An 18072-nucleotide genomic window follows, 5' to 3' on the forward strand; every position below is an offset into this window, starting at 1 on the left:
GTAGAAATCCACCTACCGCTTTACGCGCCCCGCCCCCTCCATCTCACCGAACCCTGAAGACGACCATGCCCGAGCACGCCCCGATCCTCCCCGTCATCGCCGCCGAAGTGGCCGCCCTCGCCCCCGGTTTCCGCGCCCTGAGCCTCACCGTCGAGGCGGCGCCGATCGTTCGTCCGGAAATCGCCGGCCGCGCCGTAGAGCGCGCCTGCCAGGCGCTGGCGCGTGGCGAACCGGACTGGGCCGAGGCGCACCTGGCAGCCTGGGCCGAGGCGTTCCGCCGCTTCGGCGCCAAGCCGCAGCGTACCCCCTGCTCCGCCGAAGCCCTGCGCAAACGCGCGCTGCGCGACGGCGGGCTGCCGAGCATCGACCCGGTGGTGGACCTGTACAACGCCATCAGCGTGCAATTCGCCATTCCGGTAGGCGGCGAGAATCTCGCCGCCTATGCCGGCCCGCCGCGCCTGGTGGTCGCCGACGGCAGCGAGACCTTCGACACCCTGAAGAACGGCGAGGCGGTCGACGAATCCCCCGACCCCGGCGAGGTGGTCTGGCGCGACGACCTCGGCGTCACCTGCCGCCGCTGGAACTGGCGCCAGGGCGTGCGCACCCGCCTGGATGCCAGCGCCCGGCGCATGTGGTTCATCCTCGAGAGCCTGCCGGAAATGCCGCTGGCGGCCCTGCACGAAGCGGGCGGCCTGCTGCTCGACGAATTGCGCCTGATGATGCCCGGCATGCGCGCCGACTCGCGCCTGCTGTGCGTGGCGACGGAACCCACCGACAGCGTATAAGGGCCGAGTCCCCGAGGAGAACAGAACATGTACCTGCCTTCGCATTTCGAAGAGTCCGACCCGCAGGCGCTGCACGCGCTGATCCGGGACTATCCGCTGGGCCTGCTGGTCAGCCACGGCGAAGCGGGCCTGGACGCCAACCACCTGCCGTTCGAGCTGAGCCCGGAAAAGGGCGCGCAAGGCACCCTGGAAGCCCATGTCGCGCGCAACAACCCGGTTTGGAGCGAGCTGCGCGACGGCGACGAGGTGCTGGTGGTGTTCCGCGCCGGCGATGCCTACATCTCGCCGCAGTGGTACCCGAGCAAGCAGGAGCACCACCGCCAGGTGCCGACCTGGAACTACCGGGTGGTCCACGCCCACGGCCGGGTGCGGATCCGCGACGACGAACGCTATGTGCGCGGACTGGTGGCGCGCCTGACCCGCACCCACGAGGCGACCCAGGAAACGCCCTGGAAAATGACCGACGGCCCCGCCGACTACATCGACGAGATGCTCCGGCTGATCGTCGGCATCGAAATCGAGATCACCCGCCTGGTCGGCAAGTTCAAGCTCAGCCAGAACAAGGAAGCCCGCGATATCCGCGGCGCCAGCGCAGCGCTGCTGGCGCGCGGCGAACAGGCGATCGGCGCGGCCATGGACGATTGCGCCGCCCGGCGCGACGGCTGAGGTTCAGGCCTCGCCCGGCTGCGGCCGGTGGTGGACGAACTCGACCACCGTGCCGTCCGGCAGCAGCGCATTGAAGCAGGCGCCGGTGGGCGCGCGCGCCGGCCCGAAGATGATCTGCGCGCCGGCAGCCAGCAACCGCCGGTGATAGGGCTCGATGTCGTCCACCAGCAGGGTGCCAGTGGTGCTGCGGAACGGCGCCAGCGCCTCGTCGCTGCCCTCCAGCAGGAGGAAGGCGCCGACCGCGGCGAGTGTCAGGCGTTTCTCGGGAAAGTCGAAGCGCATGTCGTGGGCGACGCCCTGCAGGTCTTCGTAGAAAGCGATGGCCGCATCGATGCTGCCCGGTTCCAGGTAGACACGGATGAACACCCGCGGCTCGGCGAAACCGGACGAGTCGTTGATGCGACGCCAGAGAAAAGGCTGGGACATGGCGCAGGACCTCCGCAGGCCAGGGCGAAAGGTCCGTTCTAGCATGCCGGCCGCGTCCGGCGAAACGCCCTCATTTCGTCGAGCGGACGTTGCCGTAGCGCACTTCTTTCGACGGTGGGTAGCCGTAGAAGGCGGTGTAGCACTTGCTGAAGTGGCTGGGCGAGACGAAGCCGCAGGCGACCAGGACCTCCAGCATGGTCAGGTCGGAATGTTGCAGCAGGCGCCGGCACTCGGTGATCCGCAACTCCAGGTAGTAGCGCACCGGCGTGGTTCCGAGCTGCTGCTGGAACAATCGCTCGATCTGCCGCCGCGAGCGCCCCACGTAGTGGGCGAGCTGCTCCTGGCTGAGCGGTTCCTCGATATTCGCCGCCATCAGGTTGATCACTTCGCGCAGCGGCTCGCTCATCTTCTCGTGCAGGGCGGGGCGCACCCGCCGGTAGCGCGACTCCTCGAAGGCGAGGATATCCACCACCGCCTCCACCAGGTCGCGCCCGTGGCGCCGGGCGATCCACTCCAGCGCCAGGTTGAAGGCGCCGGTGGGGCTGGCCGCGGTCAGGCGGTCGCGGTCGACCATATAGCTGTCGCTGGTCACCTGGCTGTTGCGGGCGATCTCGGCGAGGGCGGCGCGGTGCTCGGGATGGATGCAGCAGCGGTAGCCATCCAGCAGGCCGGCGTCGCCGAGGAACCAGGCACCGTTCCACAGCCCGGCCAGGGCGACGCCGCGCGACGCCACGTCCTGCAACGCTTCCCGCAGCGCGGCGGACGAGCGCAGGGGCGTGCGCAAACCGCCGCAGACCACCAGCAGGTCGAGTCCTTGCAACGCCGCCGAGGCGAGCGCCAGGTCCGGGCAGATCAGCAACCCGAGGTCGCTGGTCACCGGCTCGCCGCTCAGGCTGAAGTTGCTCACCGCGAAGGACTCGCTGCGGATCAGGTTGGCGGTCACCAGGGTGTCCAGCGCCTGGGTGAAGGCCGGCAGGGAAAAGTGTTCGAGCAGCAGGAAGCCCACCCGCGCCCGTGCCGAGCCCCCCTCCCCGGCCCCGGTGAACCTGAGGTTCTGCCCTTGCAGGGCGGCGCTGAAACGCCTTCTTTCCATCGATTCGTGCCTCTTGTTCTTCTTGTTCCCGGCCAGCGGGCCGCGACGCCTGCCGTCACGGCGAAAACCCCGGGCGCTCCATCATATGCGCAAGCCATGTGACTTGGCGCCTCCCTGGCGCGCCAGGGGAATGTGCTCAAATACGCCCTCGGGGGGCTGCCCCTTTCACACGCCACGGCGTCAGCGGAAACAGCGCGGACGAACGGTGCGGAGACGCCCCGAAAACCTGTAGACATACTGTCTAACAGAACCCTATAGTCATTATACAAACTGTAGACAAAGCCCATGACAAGTAGAAAGGCCTCCATGAAAGCCCAACCCGACGTCGACTCGAACAGCGCCGATGCCCCCTTCGACCGCAAGGCGGTGCTGGGCGATGCGCTGCGCCGGCGGATCCTGAGCATGGAACTGGCGCCCGGCGCGGTCGTCGACGAACTCGCCCTGTGCGACGAGTTCGGCCTCTCGCGCCCGCCGGTGCGCGAACTGCTGCGGCAGATCGCCGCCGAGGGCTACATCGAACTGGAAGCCAACCGTGCGCCGCGCGTCGCGGCCATGAGCCACGACTCGCTGCACGCCTTCTTTCTCGCCGCGCCGCTGATCTACATCGCCACCACGCAACTGGCGGCCACCCATGCCAGCGAAGCGGAGATCGAGACGCTCAAGGCGATCCAGGAAGATTTCCGCAAGGCCATCGAAGAGAAGCATGTGGAAAACCGCGTCATCCACAACGACGCCTTCCACCTGGAGATCGGCAGGATGGCCCACAACGACTACCTCATGCCGAGCCTGCGCCGCTTGCTGATCGACCATGCGCGGCTGGGCAAGATCTTCTACCGCCATCCGACCACCGACGACATGCAACGCGACCTGGAACTCGCCTGCGACCAGCACGACCAGATCGTCGATGCCATCCAGCGGCGCGATCCGGATGCGGCGGCGGACATCGTCCGTGCGCATTTCGAGCTGTCGCGCCGGCGCATGGCCGAGTACGCGGCACCGGCCGGAGTGGAGGTGGCGCTGGTCTACGAGGGTTAGCGAGCCCCCGCGCCACGGCCCCGCCCGAGAAGCGGAGGCGGTCACGCAGGGGATGGTTACCGGGTTCCAATAACAAGAGTCAGGTCCCTGCGATGACGAAAGTAACCCACCTTCCGGCCGACGACCGTTCCTGCGGCTGGTATCACCTCAGCCCGCCGCGGCGGCCGAAGCCGGCCCACTACGGCAGGAGCGCCGCCCGTTGGGTGGTGGTCGGCGCCGGCTTCACCGGCCTCGCCGCCGCGCGCCAGCTGGCGCTGCATTTTCCCGACGAGGAGATCGTCCTGGTCGAGGCCCAGGAAGTCGGCTTCGGTACCGCCGGGCGCAACGCCGGCTTCGCCATCGACCTGCCCCACGACATCGGCGCCGACGACTACATCGGCGACATAGCGACCGCCCGGATCGGCCTGAAGCTCAATCTCGCCGGCCAGTCGCTGCTCCGCGAACAGGTGCAGCGCCATGCCATCGACTGCCAGATGAAGGCCTGCGGCAAGTACCAGGCGGCCGTCGAGGCGCGCGGAGTGGCTGTGCTCGACGCCTACCGGCGCGGCCTCGATCGGCTCGGCCAGGCCTACGAGGTGATCGAGGCGGACGACCTCCCGGGACACATCGGCACCGCTTTCTATCGCAAGGCCCTGTTCACCCCCGGTACCCTGCTGGTGCAGCCCTCGGCCCTGGTCAAGGGCCTGGCCGACAGCCTGCCGGGCAACGTCAGCCTCTACGAACACACACCGATCACCGCCGTGGAATATGGCGACAGGACCCTGCTGAGCCATCCCCACGGCAGCATCCTGGCCGACCGCCTGGTCCTCGCCAACAACGCCTTCGGCATGAGCTTCGGCTTCCTCCAGGGGCGGATGCTGCCGATCTTCACCTACGCCAGCCTGACCCGGCCGCTCGATGCCGAGGAGCAGGCCCGCCTCGGCGGGCGCCCCTACTGGGGCCTGATCCCGGCCGACCCTTACGGCACCACGGTGAGGCGTACCCCGGACAACCGCCTGCTGATCCGCAACAGCTTCAGCTTCAACCCTGACGGACGCAGCGCCGGGAAGTACCTTGAGCGCTTCGCCGTACGCCATCGCGCCTCGTTCCGCCAGCGCTTCCCGATGCTCCCGGAAGTCGGCTTCGACTACACCTGGGGCGGCTCGCTGGCGCTGTCGAGGAACCACATGGGGCACTTCGGCGAGCTGGCGCCCAACGTCTATGGCGCCCTGTGCTGCAACGGCCTGGGGGTAACCCGCGGGACCGTCACCGGGAAGCTGCTGGCCGACTGGCTGGCGGGCGAACGCAACGAGCTGATCGACTTCCTGCTGCGCGCGCCCGGTCCCAGCGGCAATCCACCCGAACCACTCCTTTCCCTTGGCGTGAACCTCAACCTGAGGTGGGGGCAGTATCGAGCAGGTAGAGAAAGCTAGGCATCCCTAGGAACGCGCCCGCGGGCGCCGACTTCGATTCAGACGGCCATTGAAGACCGGAGCTGGAGAGCGTTCCAGCCTCGCGGATTCGCTCGGCCCGAATTCACCGGCAGCGGTTAGAACCAGGAGACAATAATGACAAATCCTACGACCTCGATCGAAGACGTACCCCTCAACGCCTTCCACCGGCTGTTGACCCTGCGCTCCGGCGGCGGCTCCTTCGTCGACGGCTACGTGCTGAGCATCATCGGCGTGGCGATGCTGCAGATGACCGCGGCATTGCAACTGAGCAGTTTCTGGCAGGGCATGATCGCCGCCTCGGCGCTGGTCGGCATCTTCTTCGGCGGTTTCCTCGGCGGCTGGCTGACCGACCGCCTGGGCCGCCGCAGGCTGTTCTTCGTCGGCCCCAGCCTGTTCGTCCTCGCTTCCCTGGCGCAGTACGGGGTCGACTCGGCGGCGGCGCTGTTCGTCCTGCGCTTCCTGATCGGCGTGGCGGTGGGCATCGAGTACCCGGTCGCCACCGCCTTGCTGGTGGAGTTCCTGCCGAAGAAGTATCGCGGACCGCGCCTGGCCACCCTGACCATCCTCTGGTTCGCCGGCGCCGCCTTCGCCTACCTGGTCGGCGACCTGATCCTGCGCAGCGGCGGCGAGGACGCCTGGCGCCTGGTACTGGCCAGCACCGCGGCGATCGGTGCCGTGCTGTTCCTGCTACGCATCGGCACCCCCGAGTCGCCGCGCTGGCTGCTGAGCAAGGGCCGCGACGCGGACGCAGAGCGGGTCATCCGCCAGGTCTACGGAGAAGCCTTCTCGCTGGAGAACCTGCCCGAACAGGCGCTGGAACGGAAGGTCACCATCTGGCACCTGCTCTACGCCGGCTACGGCAAGCGCATGCTCTTCGTCACCCTGTTCTGGACCTGCTCGGTGATCCCCGTGTTCGCCGTCTACGCCTTCGCGCCCAAGGTGCTGCTGGCGCTGAACCTGAAGGGCGACTGGGCCTCCTACGGTTCGGTGGCGATCACCCTGCTGTTCGTCATCGGCTGCATCATCGCCACCCGCCTGATCAACCGCATCGGCCGGCGCTGCATGCTGCTGCACAGCTTCCTCTGGTCCGGCCTGGCGCTGCTCGGGCTGGGCGTCTTCCACGCCGGCTCGGAGGCGACCATCCTCGGCCTGTTCGGTGCCTACGCGCTGTTCATCGGCGGCGCCCAGGTGCTGCAACTGGTCTACCCGAACGAACTGTTCCCCACCGAGATCCGCGCCTTCGCGGTCGGCGTCGGCACCTCGTTATCGCGCGTCGGCGCCGCGGTGGGCACCTACCTGGTGCCGCTTTCCCTGGAAACCCTGGGTACCGCCCAGACCATGTACGCCGCCGCGCTGGTGACCCTGCTCGGGCTGCTCGTGACCTGGGCCCTGGCGCCGGAAACCCGTTCGCTGAACCTGCAGCAGGCGGCTTCGCTCACCTGAACCACCCGCCGCGGCAGCGTCCGCCGGGTGCGCCGCGGCCCAGCATCCCACAGGAGGAAACCCCGTGAAATTCGAAGGTATCTATACCCCCGCCATCACCCCGCTGAGCGCCGACGGCAGCATCGACACCCAGGCCTTCGCCGAGGTCCTGGAGTTTCTCGTCGAGTCGAAGGTGCACGGCATCGTGATCGGCGGCTCCACCGGCGAGTACTACGCGCACACCGCCGAGGAACGCCTGGCCCTCGCCGCCCACGCCAGCAAAGTCATCGCCGGGCGCCTGCCGCTGGTGGTGGGAACCGGCGCGATCCGCACCGAGGACTCGCAGGCCTACGCCGAAGCCGCCCGCGCCATCGGCGCCGACGCCATCCTGGTCGGCTCGCCGCCCTACGCGCTGCCGACCTCGCGGGAGATCGCCGAGCACGTGCTGGCGGTGGATCGCGCCGCCGGCCTGCCGATCATGCTCTACAACTATCCGGCGCGGATGGGCGTGGAGATGGACGAGGCGTTCTTCGCCGCCGTCGCCGGCTGCCGCAACATCGTCGCGATCAAGGAAAGCTCCGGCTCCACCGCGCAATTACACCGCCTGGCCTGCCGCCACCCGCGGATCGCCTTGTCCTGCGGCTGGGACGACCAGGCCCTGGAGTTCTTCGCCTGGGGCGCGCGCAGTTGGGTCTGCGCCGGCTCCAACTTCATCCCTGGCGAACACCTCGCCCTGTACCAGGCCTGCGTGGTCGAGAACGACTTCGCCAAGGGCCGGCGCATCATGGCGGCGATGATGCCGCTGATGGACTTTCTCGAAAGCGGTCACTTCGTCCAGTCGATCAAGCACGGCTGCGAGCTGGCCGGCCTGCGCGCCGGCGGCGTACGTGCGCCGCTGAAGGCGCTGGACGAGGCCGGCAAGGCGGCACTGGCGGAGATCGTCGCCAGGCTCAAGGGCGAGGTCGCGCGGATCGTCGAGGGTGGCCGCCATGACTGAGCTGCTGAGCCGGGAGGAATACGCGGCCATCGCCGCGACGCTGGACCTTCCCCAGCGCGCCTTCATCGACGGAGGGTTCCGCGATGCCTGCGGCGGCCGCACCTTCGCCTCGACCAACCCGGCCACCGGCGAGCTGCTGGCGCAGGTCGCCGCCTGCGACGCGGAGGACGTCGGGCACGCCGTGGCCAGCGCGCGGCGGGCGTTCGAGGACGGCCGCTGGCGCTCGCGCACGCCCGCCGAGCGCAAGGCGGCGCTGCTGCGCCTGGCCGAGCTGCTGGAAGAGCACCTGCTGGAACTGGCGGTGATGGAGAGCCTCGACAGCGGCAAGCCGATCCGCGAATGCCAGCACACCGACCTGCCGGAAACCATCAATACCCTGCGCTGGCATGCCGAACTGATCGACAAGATCTACGACAGCACCGCCCCGGTCGGTTCGGCGGCGCTGGCCATGGTGGTGCGCGAGCCGATCGGCGTGGTCGGCCTGGTGCTGCCGTGGAACTTCCCGCTGCTGATGCTCGCCTGGAAGATCGGCCCGGCGCTGGCGGCAGGCTGCTCCGTAGTGGTCAAGCCGGCCCCCGAGACCAGCCTGACCGCCCTGCGCGTCGCCGAACTGGCCAGCCAGGCGGGGATCCCCGCCGGGGTGTTCAACGTGGTCCCCGGCGGCGGCCGCGAGGCCGGCGAACCGCTGGGCCGCCACCCGGACGTGGCGATGGTCAGCTTCACCGGCTCCACCGCGACCGGCCGCCTGTTCCTCAAGTACGCCGCCGAGTCCAACCTCAAGCGGGTGGTACTGGAGTGCGGCGGCAAGAACCCGGCGGTGGTGATGAACGATGTCGAGGACCTCGACCTGGTGGCGCAACACGTGGTCAACGGCGCGTTCTGGAACATGGGCGAGAACTGCTCGGCGTCCTCGCGGCTGATCGTCCACGCCGAGGTCCGCGAGGCGCTGCTCGAACGCATCGGCGCGCAGCTCCGCGAGTGGCGCATGGGCGACCCGCTGGATCCGCGTAATCGCCTCGGCGCGCTGGTCAGCCCGGCGCACTTCGAGAAGGTCCGCGCGTACCTCGACCAGGCCAGGACGGAGCGGTTGGCGGTGCGCTTCGGCGGCGCCACCGAGGCTGGCATCTTCGTCGAGCCGACCGTGGTCGATGGCGTCTCGCCGCACAGCCGGCTGTTCCGCGAGGAAATCTTCGGCCCGCTGCTCTCGGTCACCTCTTTCGACGACATCGACGAAGCCATCGCCCTGGCCAACGACACCGTCTACGGCCTCGCCGCCTCGGCCTACACCGGCAGCCTGCGCCACGCACTGCGCCTGTCGCGGGAGATCCGCGCGGGGATCGTCACCGTCAACTGCTTCGGCGAGGGCGACGCCTCGACGCCCTTCGGCGGCTACAAGGAGTCAGGCTTCGGCGGTCGCGACAAGTCGGTCTGGGCACACGACCAGTACACAGAGTTGAAGACCATCTGGATCGACGCTTCCTGAAGCTGTCCGGCCCGCAAGGGCCGGCACTCCCGCCTGGCGGCGAGACCGGACAACCGGGCCGGACAGGCGACCAAGTGCAGACAACACCCATTCTGCATAACGTTCCGTCGCTATGCTGCTGCCTCCACCCTTCCCTTTTCCGCCAGGAACGACACGGAGACTCATCCATGACGGACAACCATATCGATGTACTGATCAACGGCTGCGGCATCGGCGGGGCGATGCTCGCCTACCTGCTCGGCCGCCAGGGCCACCGCGTGGTGGTAGTGGAGCAGGCACGGCGCGAACGCGCGATCAACGGCGCCGACCTGCTCAAGCCGGCCGGCATCCGGGTGGTCGAGGCGGCCGGGTTGTTGGCCGAGGTGACCCGTCGCGGTGGGCGGGTCCGCCATGAGCTGGAGGTCTATCACGACGGCGAGCTGCTTCGCTATTTCAACTATTCCAGCGTCGACGCGCGCGGCTATTTCATCCTCATGCCCTGCGAGTCGCTGCGCCGCCTGGTACTGGAAAAAATCGACGGCGAAGCGACCGTCGAGATGCTGTTCGAGACCCGCATCGAAGCGGTGCAGCGCGACGAGCGCCACGCGATCGACCAGGTGCGCCTGAACGACGGCCGCGTGCTGCGTCCGCGGGTGGTGGTGGGAGCCGACGGTATCGCCTCCTACGTGCGCCGCCGGCTGCTCGATATCGATGTGGAACGCCGCCCCTACCCGTCGCCGATGCTGGTCGGCACCTTCGCCCTGGCGCCCTGCGTGGCCGAGCGCAACCGCCTGTACGTGGACTCGCAGGGCGGGCTGGCCTACTTCTATCCGATCGGTTTCGACCGCGCGCGACTGGTGGTGAGCTTCCCCAGGGAGGAGGCGCGCGAGCTGATGGCCGACACCCGCGGCGAGTCGCTGCGCCGGCGCTTGCAACGCTTCGTCGGCGACGAGAGCGCCGAGGCGATCGCCGCCGTCACCGGCACTTCGCGCTTCAAGGGCATCCCCATCGGCTACCTGAACCTGGACCGCTACTGGGCGGACAACGTGGCGATGCTCGGCGACGCCATCCACAACGTGCATCCGATCACCGGCCAGGGCATGAACCTGGCCATCGAGGACGCCAGCGCCCTGGCCGACGCCCTCGACCTGGCCTTGCGCGACGCCTGCGCGCTGGGGGATGCCCTGGCCGGCTACCAGGCCGAGCGCTTCCCGGTGAACCAGGCGATCGTCTCCTATGGCCATGCGCTGGCCACCAGCCTGGAGGATCGCCAGCGCTTCGCCGGGGTCTTCGACACCGCCCTGCAGGGCAGCAGCCGTACGCCGGAAGCCCTGGGCGGCGAGCGCTCCTACCAGCCGGTGCGGTCGCCGGCGCCGCTCGGCTGAACCCGCCAGCGCGGCCGGNCGCGCCTAGAGCAGGTCGCGGCGCAACTGCGGGAATACCTTGGCCACCTTGTTCAGCAGGTAGTCGCCGTACTCGCCGTGGAAAGCGTGGACGTTGGCCTGGTCCCAGCGACGGGCGCTGTCATCCTGTTCCGGCACCTCGGGCAGCCCTTCGATGGGCTGCACGCGGGCATGGAAGTTCGGATCGAAGAACAGCGGGAACGACAGGCGGTCGCGCCCCGAAGTGTTGCGTGCCACCCGGTGCGGCGTGCTGCGGTAGAGGCCGCCGGTCATGCGTTCGAGCATGTCTCCGAGGTTGCAGACGAACGAGCCCGGTATCGGCGGAGCCTCCAGCCAGCCCTGTGGGGTGCGCACCTGCAGGCCGCCGATGGCGTCCTGGTGGAGCAGCGTGAGCAGGCCGTAGTCGGTGTGTTCGCCGACGCCCCACTGCACGTCGAGGCCCTCCGGCACTGGCTGGCTCGGATAATTGAACAGGCGGAAGAGGATCAGCGGATCGCCGGTATAGCGCGCGGCGAAGTAGTCGGCTTCCAGTCCCAGACCGAGGGCGATGCCCTCCATCAGCCGGTGGCCGACGCGGGTGGTTGCGTCCAGGTACTCCAGCAGCGTCTCGCGCAGGCCGGGCACCTCGGGGAACAGGTTGGCGCCATGCAGCGGCGTCCCGGCGCGCACTTCGGGATGCTCAGCGTCCAGTTCGCTGCCCAGGTACAAGCCTTCCTTCCAGTCCGGGCGGTTGGAGGTCAGTTCGCCGCCAAGAGGGAAATAGCCGCGCCAGGCGCGCCCGCCAAGCTCCATGCGCCAGCGCAGCTTGCTCGTCTCGTCGAGGGCGAAGAACTGCCGCGCCAGGCGCTCCAGGCGCTCGACCAGTTGCGCCTCGACGCCGTGCCCGACCACGTAGAAGAAGCCCTGCTCGCGGCAGGCGCGGTCGATTCGCACGGCGACCGACCGTCGCGCCGCCGGGTCGCTGCCGGCAAGGGCGGCGATATCGATGATCGGCAGACTCGGAGTGCTCATGGCGTTCCTCACAGGGGTTGGGCGAAGGGGGTGCGGATGTCGGCGAGGAACTTCCGCGCACGCGGGTGCTGCGGGCGGTTGAAGAAATCGTCGGGGCTGGCGCGCTCCAGCACCCGGCCGGCGTCCATGAACAGCACGCGGTCGGCGACGTCGTGGGCGAAGCCCATCTCATGCGTTACCACCACCATGGTCATGCCGTCGCGGGCCAGGTCGCGCATCACCAGCAGCACCTCGCCGACCATCTCCGGGTCGAGGGCGCTGGTCGGTTCGTCGAACAGCATCAGCGGCGGCTCCATCGCCAGCGCGCGGGCGATCGCCACGCGCTGCTGCTGGCCGCCGGAAAGCCGTGCGGGGAACGCCGCCGCTTTGTCCGCCAGGCCGACCCGCTCCAGCAGCGCCATGGCCTGGCGGCGTGCCTCCGCGGGTTTCAGGCCGCGCAAACGGAGCGGCGCCAGGGTGCAGTTGTCCAGCACGTTCAGGTGCGGGAACAGATTGAACTGCTGGAACACGAAGCCGATGTGCGAGCGGAAGCGATTGAGGTCCAGGCCGGGAGCGTGGATGTCCTGGCCATCGATCAGGATGCGCCCGCCCTGGATCGGTTCCAGGCGGTTCAGGGTACGGATCAGGGTGGATTTTCCGGAGCCCGAGGGTCCGCAGACCACCACCACCTCACCGCGGCCGACCTGTTCGTCGACATCCGCCAGGGCGTGGTAGGCACCGTACCATTTGTTGACCTTTTCCAGCCGGATCATCGGGCCTCCTTGGGATTGCCACGCTGCGCCTGGCGGCGTTCGAGCCAGAAGGCGAAACGCGACAGGCCGAAGCACAGGATGAAATAGGTGAGGCCGAGGATCAGGTAGACCTGGGTCGGCAGGGTGAACACCTGGGTATTGATCTGCGAGGCGATGAAGCTGACTTCGGCCAGGCCGATGATGTAGCCCAGGGAGGTCTCCTTGATCGTCGAGACGAATTGGTTGACCAACGACGGCAGCATGTTGCGCAGCGCCTGCGGGAGGATCACCAGGCGCATGCTCGCCAGGTAGCCCAGGCCGAGCGAACGCGCCGCCTCGAACTGGCCACGGTCGAGGCCCTGGATGCCGGCGCGGACGATCTCGGCCAGGTACACCGCGTCGAACAGCACAAGCGCCAGCAGCATGGTGGTGAACTGGTCGGTGCGCTGGCCGGTGAGGGTCGGCAGGAAGAAATAGGCCCAGAAGATCACCATCAGCAACGGCACCCCGCGCACCACGAAGACCAGCGCGGTGACCGGCCAGCGCAGCCAGCGCCAGGGGCTGACCCGCGCCAGGCCGAGCAGGATGCCCAGCGGCAGCGCCAGCAGCAGCGCCAGCGAGGCCAGGACCAGGGTCAGGGCCAGCCCGCCCAACGGCCCGTTGGGGTACTGGCCGACGAGGAAGTACAGCCAGTAGCTATCGATCAGTTCCAGGGTGGTCATCGCCGTTCGACTCCCGGATAGCGCTGCTGGTACCAGGCGGCGGCGCCGGTGATCAGCAGCGATACGCTGAGATAGGCCGCGGTGGCGAAGGCAAAGGACTCGAAGCTGCGGAAGGTAGAACTCTCCACCTGGCCGGCCTGGTACATCAGCTCGGCGACGCCGATCACCGTGGCGATGCTGGTGTTCTTCCACAGGTTGAGGGTTTGCGAGATCAGCGGCGGTACGGTGATCCGCAAGGCCTGCGGGAGGATCACCAGGCGCATGCTCGCCAGGTAGCCGAAGCCCAGCGCGCGGGCGGCCTCCAGTTGCACCGTGGGCACCGCGCGGATGCCGCTGCGCATGTCCTCGCTCATGAACGCGGCGGTGTACAGGGTCAGCGCGACGATAGCGCTGGCGGCCTCGATGTTGCCGGCGTAGAGCCAGGCCTTGAGGTCCTCGGGTAGCCATTCCGGCGCGGCGAAGTACCAGAACAGCATGTGCGCCAGCAGCGGTACGTTGCGGATGCTCTCGACATAGGCGAAACCGAGCCATTGCAGGGCGCGGAACGGCGCCAGGCGCAGCAGCGCCACCAGCATCGCCAGCGGCACGGCGAAGACCAGGGTGACGGCGGCCAGCTTCAGCGACAGCAGCAGGCCGGCGACCAGCATCTCATGGTACTGGCCGCGCAGCAGCAGGGAGAAATCGAACTCGAACATGGGAAAGGCGCACGCTGTCCGCGAGGACTCACAGGGGACGGGCGGCGACGCGCATGGTCGCCGTCACGCAGAGACGTCAGGCGCTCACTCGGGGATCCGGTCGGAATCGATCTTGAAGTGGCGCTCGCTGAGGTTGGACTTGGTGCCCGGCCCGTACCACTTGAGGTACAGCTGCTCCGCCGCGCCGCTGCGCTCCAGGCCGGCGAGGGTCGAGTCGACCAGTTGCTTGAGTTGCGGATTGCCCTTGCGGAAGGCGATGGCCAGGGCCTCGGTACTCAGGTTCTCCGGCAGGATGGCGTAGCCGCCGGCCGCCGCGCCGAGCTTGCCGAAATCGTTGACCAGTGCCGACTCGTCGTCGACGAAGGCCTGACCCTTGCCCTGCTGCAACGCCAGCAGCGCCTGCTGGCTGGTCTCGAAGGTGACCACCTGGGCGTTGGGCAACGCCTTGCGGATGTTCGGCTCCTGGGTGCCGCCCTTGACCGTCAGCACCTTCTTGCCGTCGAGGTCATGCAGCGAGGCGAAGCCGGCGTTCTTCTTCACCAGGGCCTTCTGCCCGGTGACGATGATCGAATAGGAGAAATCCACCAGCGCCTCGCGCTCCTTGTTGTGGGTCAGCGAGGCGGCGAGCAGGTCCACGTGGCCCTGCTGCAACTCCGGGATACGCGCCGCCACGGAAATCTGCTTGAACACCGGCTTGACCCCGATGGCCTTGGCGATCTCGGTACCAAGATCGACCTCGTAGCCGATGATCTGACGGGTCTTCGGGTCGATGAAGCTGTTCGGCTCGTCGGTGCCAAGGGTGCCTATGACGATCTCGCCCTTTTTGCGGATGTCGGCCAGGTCGTCGGCATGGGCAGCGCTGCCGATCAGGGTGAACACAGCCGCCACGGCTGCGCCAAGCAGGCGAATCTTCATGATGGGTATCTCGCGGAGGAATGGGGTTCGACGTCGGGCGCCGGGTGGGCCGCAGTCTATTAATAACCAAACATCCGGTGAAATATGGTTTTAATATAACCATATGAGATATCAAACTATGCCACTTCCCGCCCTGCGCCAGGGCCCGCGCGCGCTCAGGTGCCCTCGCGCAAGCGCAGCGGGTCCACCAGCCCGGCGGCGATGGCCATGCCCACCAGCTCCGGCAGGGTCTGGGCCTGCATGCGCTTCATCACCCGCGCGCGGTAGAGGTCGACGGTCTTCACGCTGACTTCCAGTTGCTCGGCCACCTCGCGGCTGGTATGGCCGCGCACCAGCGGCAAGAGCACGTCGCGCTCGCGCGGGGTGAGGCTGTCCAGGCGTTCGCGCAACCCGGCGTCGAGATCGCGGTGCCGGCGCCGACGGGCGTGGCGATCGAGGGCCTGCTGCACGCTGTCGAGCAGCAATTGTTCGTTGTAGGGTTTCTCGATGAAATCCACCGCACCGGCCTTGAAGGCGCGCACCACGATGGGCACGTCGGCATGGCCGCTGACGAAGATCACCGGCAGGTCGATGCCGCGCGCCAGCAGTTCGTCCTGCACGTTCAGCCCGCCCATGCCGGGCATCCGCACGTCGAGCAGGACGCAGGCATGGCGGCCGCCCTCGCAGGCATCGAGGAAGTCCCGGCCCTGGGTGAAGGGCCGTGCCTTGAGGCCGACCGATTCCAGCAGCCAGACCGTCGATTCGAGCATGCCCTGGTCGTCGTCGACCACGTAGACCAGCGCTTCGTCAGGCATAGCCATCGTTACCCTCCCGTGGCGCCGGCGGCGAGCGGCAGCCGGCAGTTCATGAGCAACCCGCCATCCGCCGGCAGCTCGGCTTCGAGGGTGCCGCCGAAGCCCTCGACGATGCTGCGGCTCATCGACAGGCCCAGGCCCAGCCCTTCCGGCTTGCTGGTATGGAACGGCGTGAAAATGTGTTCCAGCTGATCCGCCGGCACTCCCGGTCCCTGGTCGCGAACCCACAGGCAGAGCAGCCCGCCGGGCTCGACGCGGCTACCGATGACGACCCGCGACGGCGAGCCGGGATGCGCCTCGCGGTTGGCTTCGATGGCGTTGCGCAGCAGATTGAGGAACACCTGTTCGAGCAGCACGCGGTCGGCATACAGCGGCGGCGGATTGTCGGTCATCGCCTCTTCCACCGCCACTTGCCAGTGCCCGGCTTCCCACGCGCAGAGGCCGATGGCCTCGCGTGCCACCTGGTTGAGGTCGAGCGCCTGCAGGCGCCGCTGGCCCTTGCGCAGGAAGGCGCGCAGGCGCTTGATCACCTCCGCCGCGTGGCCGGCGTGCTCGCCGATCCGCGCCAGCCCCTCGGCCACCCGCCCGGCGGCCTCGGGCTGGCTGCCGAGGACGGCCAGGTAACGCTGGCTGGCGCTGGCGTAGTTCATCACCGCCGCCAGCGGCTGGTTGATCTCGTGGGCGATGCCCGAGGCCAGTTCGCCGAGAGTGACCAGCCGCGCAGTGTGCGCCAGTTCGTCCTGGTGACGGCGCTGCTGGGCCTCGCGCAGTTCGCGTTCGGTCATGTCGCGGGCCACCAGCGAGTAATAGCGCTCCTCGCCGCGGCCGCGATGGGCCAGCAACACCAGCGAGACTGGCAGCGACGGACGCCCGTCCTGCGGTTGCAGGCGCCCCTCGCGGCTCCAAACGCCGCCATCGCGCGCCTGTCGCCAACCCTCTTCGGCCAGCCGCGCCGGAGTGTCGCCGGCCAGCAGGCGTTCCAGCGCCGGCGCCTCCTGCCCGTCGGCGATGCCGAGGGCGGCACGTGCCGAAGGATTGAGGTAGGTGACGCGGCCGCCATGCTCGACGAACAGCACCAGGTCGGTGTTCGCCTCGACCACTTCGGCCAGGCGCCGGCGGTTCTCCTCCGCCTCGACCCGCCGGGTGACATCGCGGGACACGCTGACCACCTCCACCACCGCCCCGGTGTAGGTCTCGCGGATCGCCCGGCTGGCGGTCTCGAACCAGCGGTAGCGGCCGTCGCGGTGGCGGATACGGTAGGTGATGGTCAGGTAGCCGTCCTGCTCCAGCGCTTCGCGCGCGCGCAGCGCCACCTGGCCGCGGTCCTGGGGGTGGAACAACGCCTGCGCCGGACGCCCGCGCAGTTCCTCCGGCCAGTAGCCGAGCAGGGTCCAGGAAGCCGGCGAGGCGTCGAGGAAAATGCCGTCGAGGGTATGCCGGGAAATCAGGTCGGTGGTGTTCTCGGTGATCAGCCGGTACAGCCGGCTGGCCCGCGCCGCCTCGCGCTCGCCGCGCAGGCTGGCGGTGGCGTCGCGGCAGCGCGCCAGCACCCGGGCCTCGGCGCTGTCGGGAATGAACTGCCAGAGCAGGATGCGTCCGTCGCACTCCGCCTCCACCTCGCCGAGGGCCCGCGCCTGCCCCAGGCTGGCGCGCACCAGTTGCCCATGGTTGGCCGGGAGGTAAGCGCGCCAGGCCTCGCGCGGCCGCTCGCCAAGCAAGGCAAGGAAGGCCTGGTTGAATTCCACCGCCTGCGCCTCGCCGTCGAGCAGCAGCGCCGGCTGCGGGTCGGCCGCGAGGAACGGCGCAGCGCGGGTGACGCCACGGGCGGCGGCGAGCAACGGTGCGAGGAGCAGACCGAGCCAGTCCAGCGCAGCGCTCTGCGGCGTATCGCTGGCCACCAGCAGCAGGCCTTCGTCGCCGGCCTGCAGGTCGAGGGCGAAGGCCATGCCATGCTCCACGCCGGCACGCCGCAAGCGCGCGCCGAGCCAGGACGCGGAACGCCGCAATTCGTCCAGAGCCAGCCGGCCGTCGCGCACCAGCCGCTCGCGCAACGCCAGGTCGCTGGCCCGGTTCGGCTCGCCGGCGCCCGGCGGCAGCGCCGGCGACGGCGGCACCGGGGTATAGGTCTGCGCCTGCGGCTGCCAGGCCAGGTACCAGGCCTGGCGCGTGCCCGGATGTTCGAGCAGCAAGCGGCGCAGCGCACCGACCCGCTCGACCAGCGGCGCGCCCTCGCGCAACAGGCGCAGGAGGCTGTTGAGGGCAGGCGAAGCGGGAAGCGGACTCATGGGCGGAAGATGATCCTGGGAACTTATATGGTATTTATACTATAAGCTTATGGTTTAACTTCCATATATTTTTCATCGTTGCTATAAATCGCCCCAACCCAAGGAGCGCTTCGCCTGGTCCTTGGAAGCTGTTCACGATCTGCCGAGCCAGAGAAACCAGCCGTTTTCGACGCAGTCTCTCCGCGCGCGGCAGATCG

General features: G+C 68.5%; 17 protein-coding genes. 8 read left to right on the top strand and 9 right to left on the bottom strand.

Going from position 1 to position 18072, the window contains the following annotated elements:
* The first annotated feature begins 65 nt into the window (after window positions 1–65).
* On the top strand, window positions 66–785 hold the full coding sequence (locus tag ACTJJX_RS22825) for a B3/B4 domain-containing protein (protein ID WP_003118994.1): 720 nt from the start codon (window positions 66–68) through the stop codon (window positions 783–785).
* Window positions 786–812: 27 nt separating this feature from the next.
* On the top strand, window positions 813–1451 hold the full coding sequence (locus tag ACTJJX_RS22830; RefSeq protein WP_003101360.1) for an FMN-binding negative transcriptional regulator: 639 nt from the start codon (window positions 813–815) through the stop codon (window positions 1449–1451).
* Between the two features lie 3 nt (window positions 1452–1454).
* Here ACTJJX_RS22830 and ACTJJX_RS22835 read toward each other — a convergent pair whose 3' ends face one another.
* Together ACTJJX_RS22835 and ACTJJX_RS22840 are read right to left on the bottom strand one after the other, a co-directional pair.
* Entirely contained in the window at window positions 1455–1922 is a 468-nt protein-coding gene (locus tag ACTJJX_RS22835; protein ID WP_020989250.1) for a VOC family protein, read from the bottom strand.
* A 25-nt stretch (window positions 1923–1947) separates the two neighbouring features.
* On the bottom strand, window positions 1948–2970 hold the full coding sequence (locus ACTJJX_RS22840; protein WP_003118991.1) for a GlxA family transcriptional regulator: 1023 nt from the start codon (window positions 2968–2970) through the stop codon (window positions 1948–1950).
* A 306-nt stretch (window positions 2971–3276) separates the two neighbouring features.
* On the opposite strand from ACTJJX_RS22840, the gene ACTJJX_RS22845 reads away from it, so the two are divergent.
* From ACTJJX_RS22845 to pqsL, 6 genes are all read left to right on the top strand, one after another.
* Window positions 3277–4005, top strand: a complete 729-nt coding sequence (locus tag ACTJJX_RS22845; RefSeq protein ID WP_003101372.1) for a GntR family transcriptional regulator — start codon at window positions 3277–3279, stop codon at window positions 4003–4005.
* Window positions 4006–4097: 92 nt separating this feature from the next.
* Entirely contained in the window at window positions 4098–5417 is a 1320-nt protein-coding gene (locus tag ACTJJX_RS22850) for an NAD(P)/FAD-dependent oxidoreductase (protein ID WP_003101373.1), read from the top strand.
* A gap of 135 nt (window positions 5418–5552) precedes the next feature.
* A complete protein-coding gene (locus ACTJJX_RS22855) occupies window positions 5553–6881 on the top strand; it encodes an MFS transporter (protein WP_003101374.1) in 1329 nt (442 codons plus the stop codon).
* Window positions 6882–6945: 64 nt separating this feature from the next.
* Window positions 6946–7857, top strand: a complete 912-nt coding sequence (locus ACTJJX_RS22860; protein WP_023082754.1) for a dihydrodipicolinate synthase family protein — start codon at window positions 6946–6948, stop codon at window positions 7855–7857.
* Complete coding sequence (locus tag ACTJJX_RS22865; protein WP_003101377.1) at window positions 7850–9340, top strand: aldehyde dehydrogenase; 1491 nt, start codon at window positions 7850–7852, stop codon at window positions 9338–9340. Before ACTJJX_RS22860 ends, ACTJJX_RS22865 begins: the two co-directional genes overlap by 8 nt.
* A 167-nt stretch (window positions 9341–9507) precedes the next feature.
* Complete coding sequence (gene pqsL / locus ACTJJX_RS22870; RefSeq protein WP_010792003.1) at window positions 9508–10704, top strand: FAD-dependent monooxygenase PqsL; 1197 nt, start codon at window positions 9508–9510, stop codon at window positions 10702–10704.
* 24 nt (window positions 10705–10728) lie between these two features.
* Here the strand turns inward: pqsL and ACTJJX_RS22875 are convergent, their stop codons facing one another.
* From ACTJJX_RS22875 to bfiS, 7 genes are all read right to left on the bottom strand, one after another.
* Entirely contained in the window at window positions 10729–11733 is a 1005-nt protein-coding gene (locus ACTJJX_RS22875) for an isopenicillin N synthase family dioxygenase (protein ID WP_003101381.1), read from the bottom strand.
* An 8-nt stretch (window positions 11734–11741) separates the two neighbouring features.
* On the bottom strand, window positions 11742–12485 hold the full coding sequence (locus ACTJJX_RS22880) for an amino acid ABC transporter ATP-binding protein (protein WP_003144541.1): 744 nt from the start codon (window positions 12483–12485) through the stop codon (window positions 11742–11744).
* Window positions 12482–13186: an amino acid ABC transporter permease gene (locus ACTJJX_RS22885; protein ID WP_010793457.1), complete on the bottom strand. Its 705-nt coding sequence runs from the start codon at window positions 13184–13186 to the stop codon at window positions 12482–12484. Before ACTJJX_RS22885 ends, ACTJJX_RS22880 begins: the two co-directional genes overlap by 4 nt.
* A complete protein-coding gene (locus ACTJJX_RS22890; RefSeq protein WP_003101388.1) occupies window positions 13183–13881 on the bottom strand; it encodes an amino acid ABC transporter permease in 699 nt (232 codons plus the stop codon). The genes ACTJJX_RS22885 and ACTJJX_RS22890 overlap by 4 nt, the downstream gene beginning before the upstream one ends.
* A gap of 84 nt (window positions 13882–13965) precedes the next feature.
* Window positions 13966–14796: an ABC transporter substrate-binding protein gene (locus tag ACTJJX_RS22895; protein WP_003118170.1), complete on the bottom strand. Its 831-nt coding sequence runs from the start codon at window positions 14794–14796 to the stop codon at window positions 13966–13968.
* 155 nt (window positions 14797–14951) lie between these two features.
* On the bottom strand, window positions 14952–15596 hold the full coding sequence (gene bfiR, locus ACTJJX_RS22900; RefSeq protein ID WP_003118983.1) for a two-component system response regulator BfiR: 645 nt from the start codon (window positions 15594–15596) through the stop codon (window positions 14952–14954).
* A 2-nt stretch (window positions 15597–15598) separates the two neighbouring features.
* The gene (gene bfiS / locus ACTJJX_RS22905) at window positions 15599–17875 is read right to left on the bottom strand and encodes a two-component system sensor histidine kinase BfiS (protein WP_003123960.1); all 2277 of its coding nucleotides are present in this window, start codon (window positions 17873–17875) and stop codon (window positions 15599–15601) included.
* Window positions 17876–18072 lie beyond the last annotated feature (197 nt).

Origin of the sequence: Pseudomonas sp. 22490, assembly GCF_052044465.1 — a bacterium.
Classification (GTDB): domain Bacteria; phylum Pseudomonadota; class Gammaproteobacteria; order Pseudomonadales; family Pseudomonadaceae; genus Pseudomonas; species Pseudomonas aeruginosa.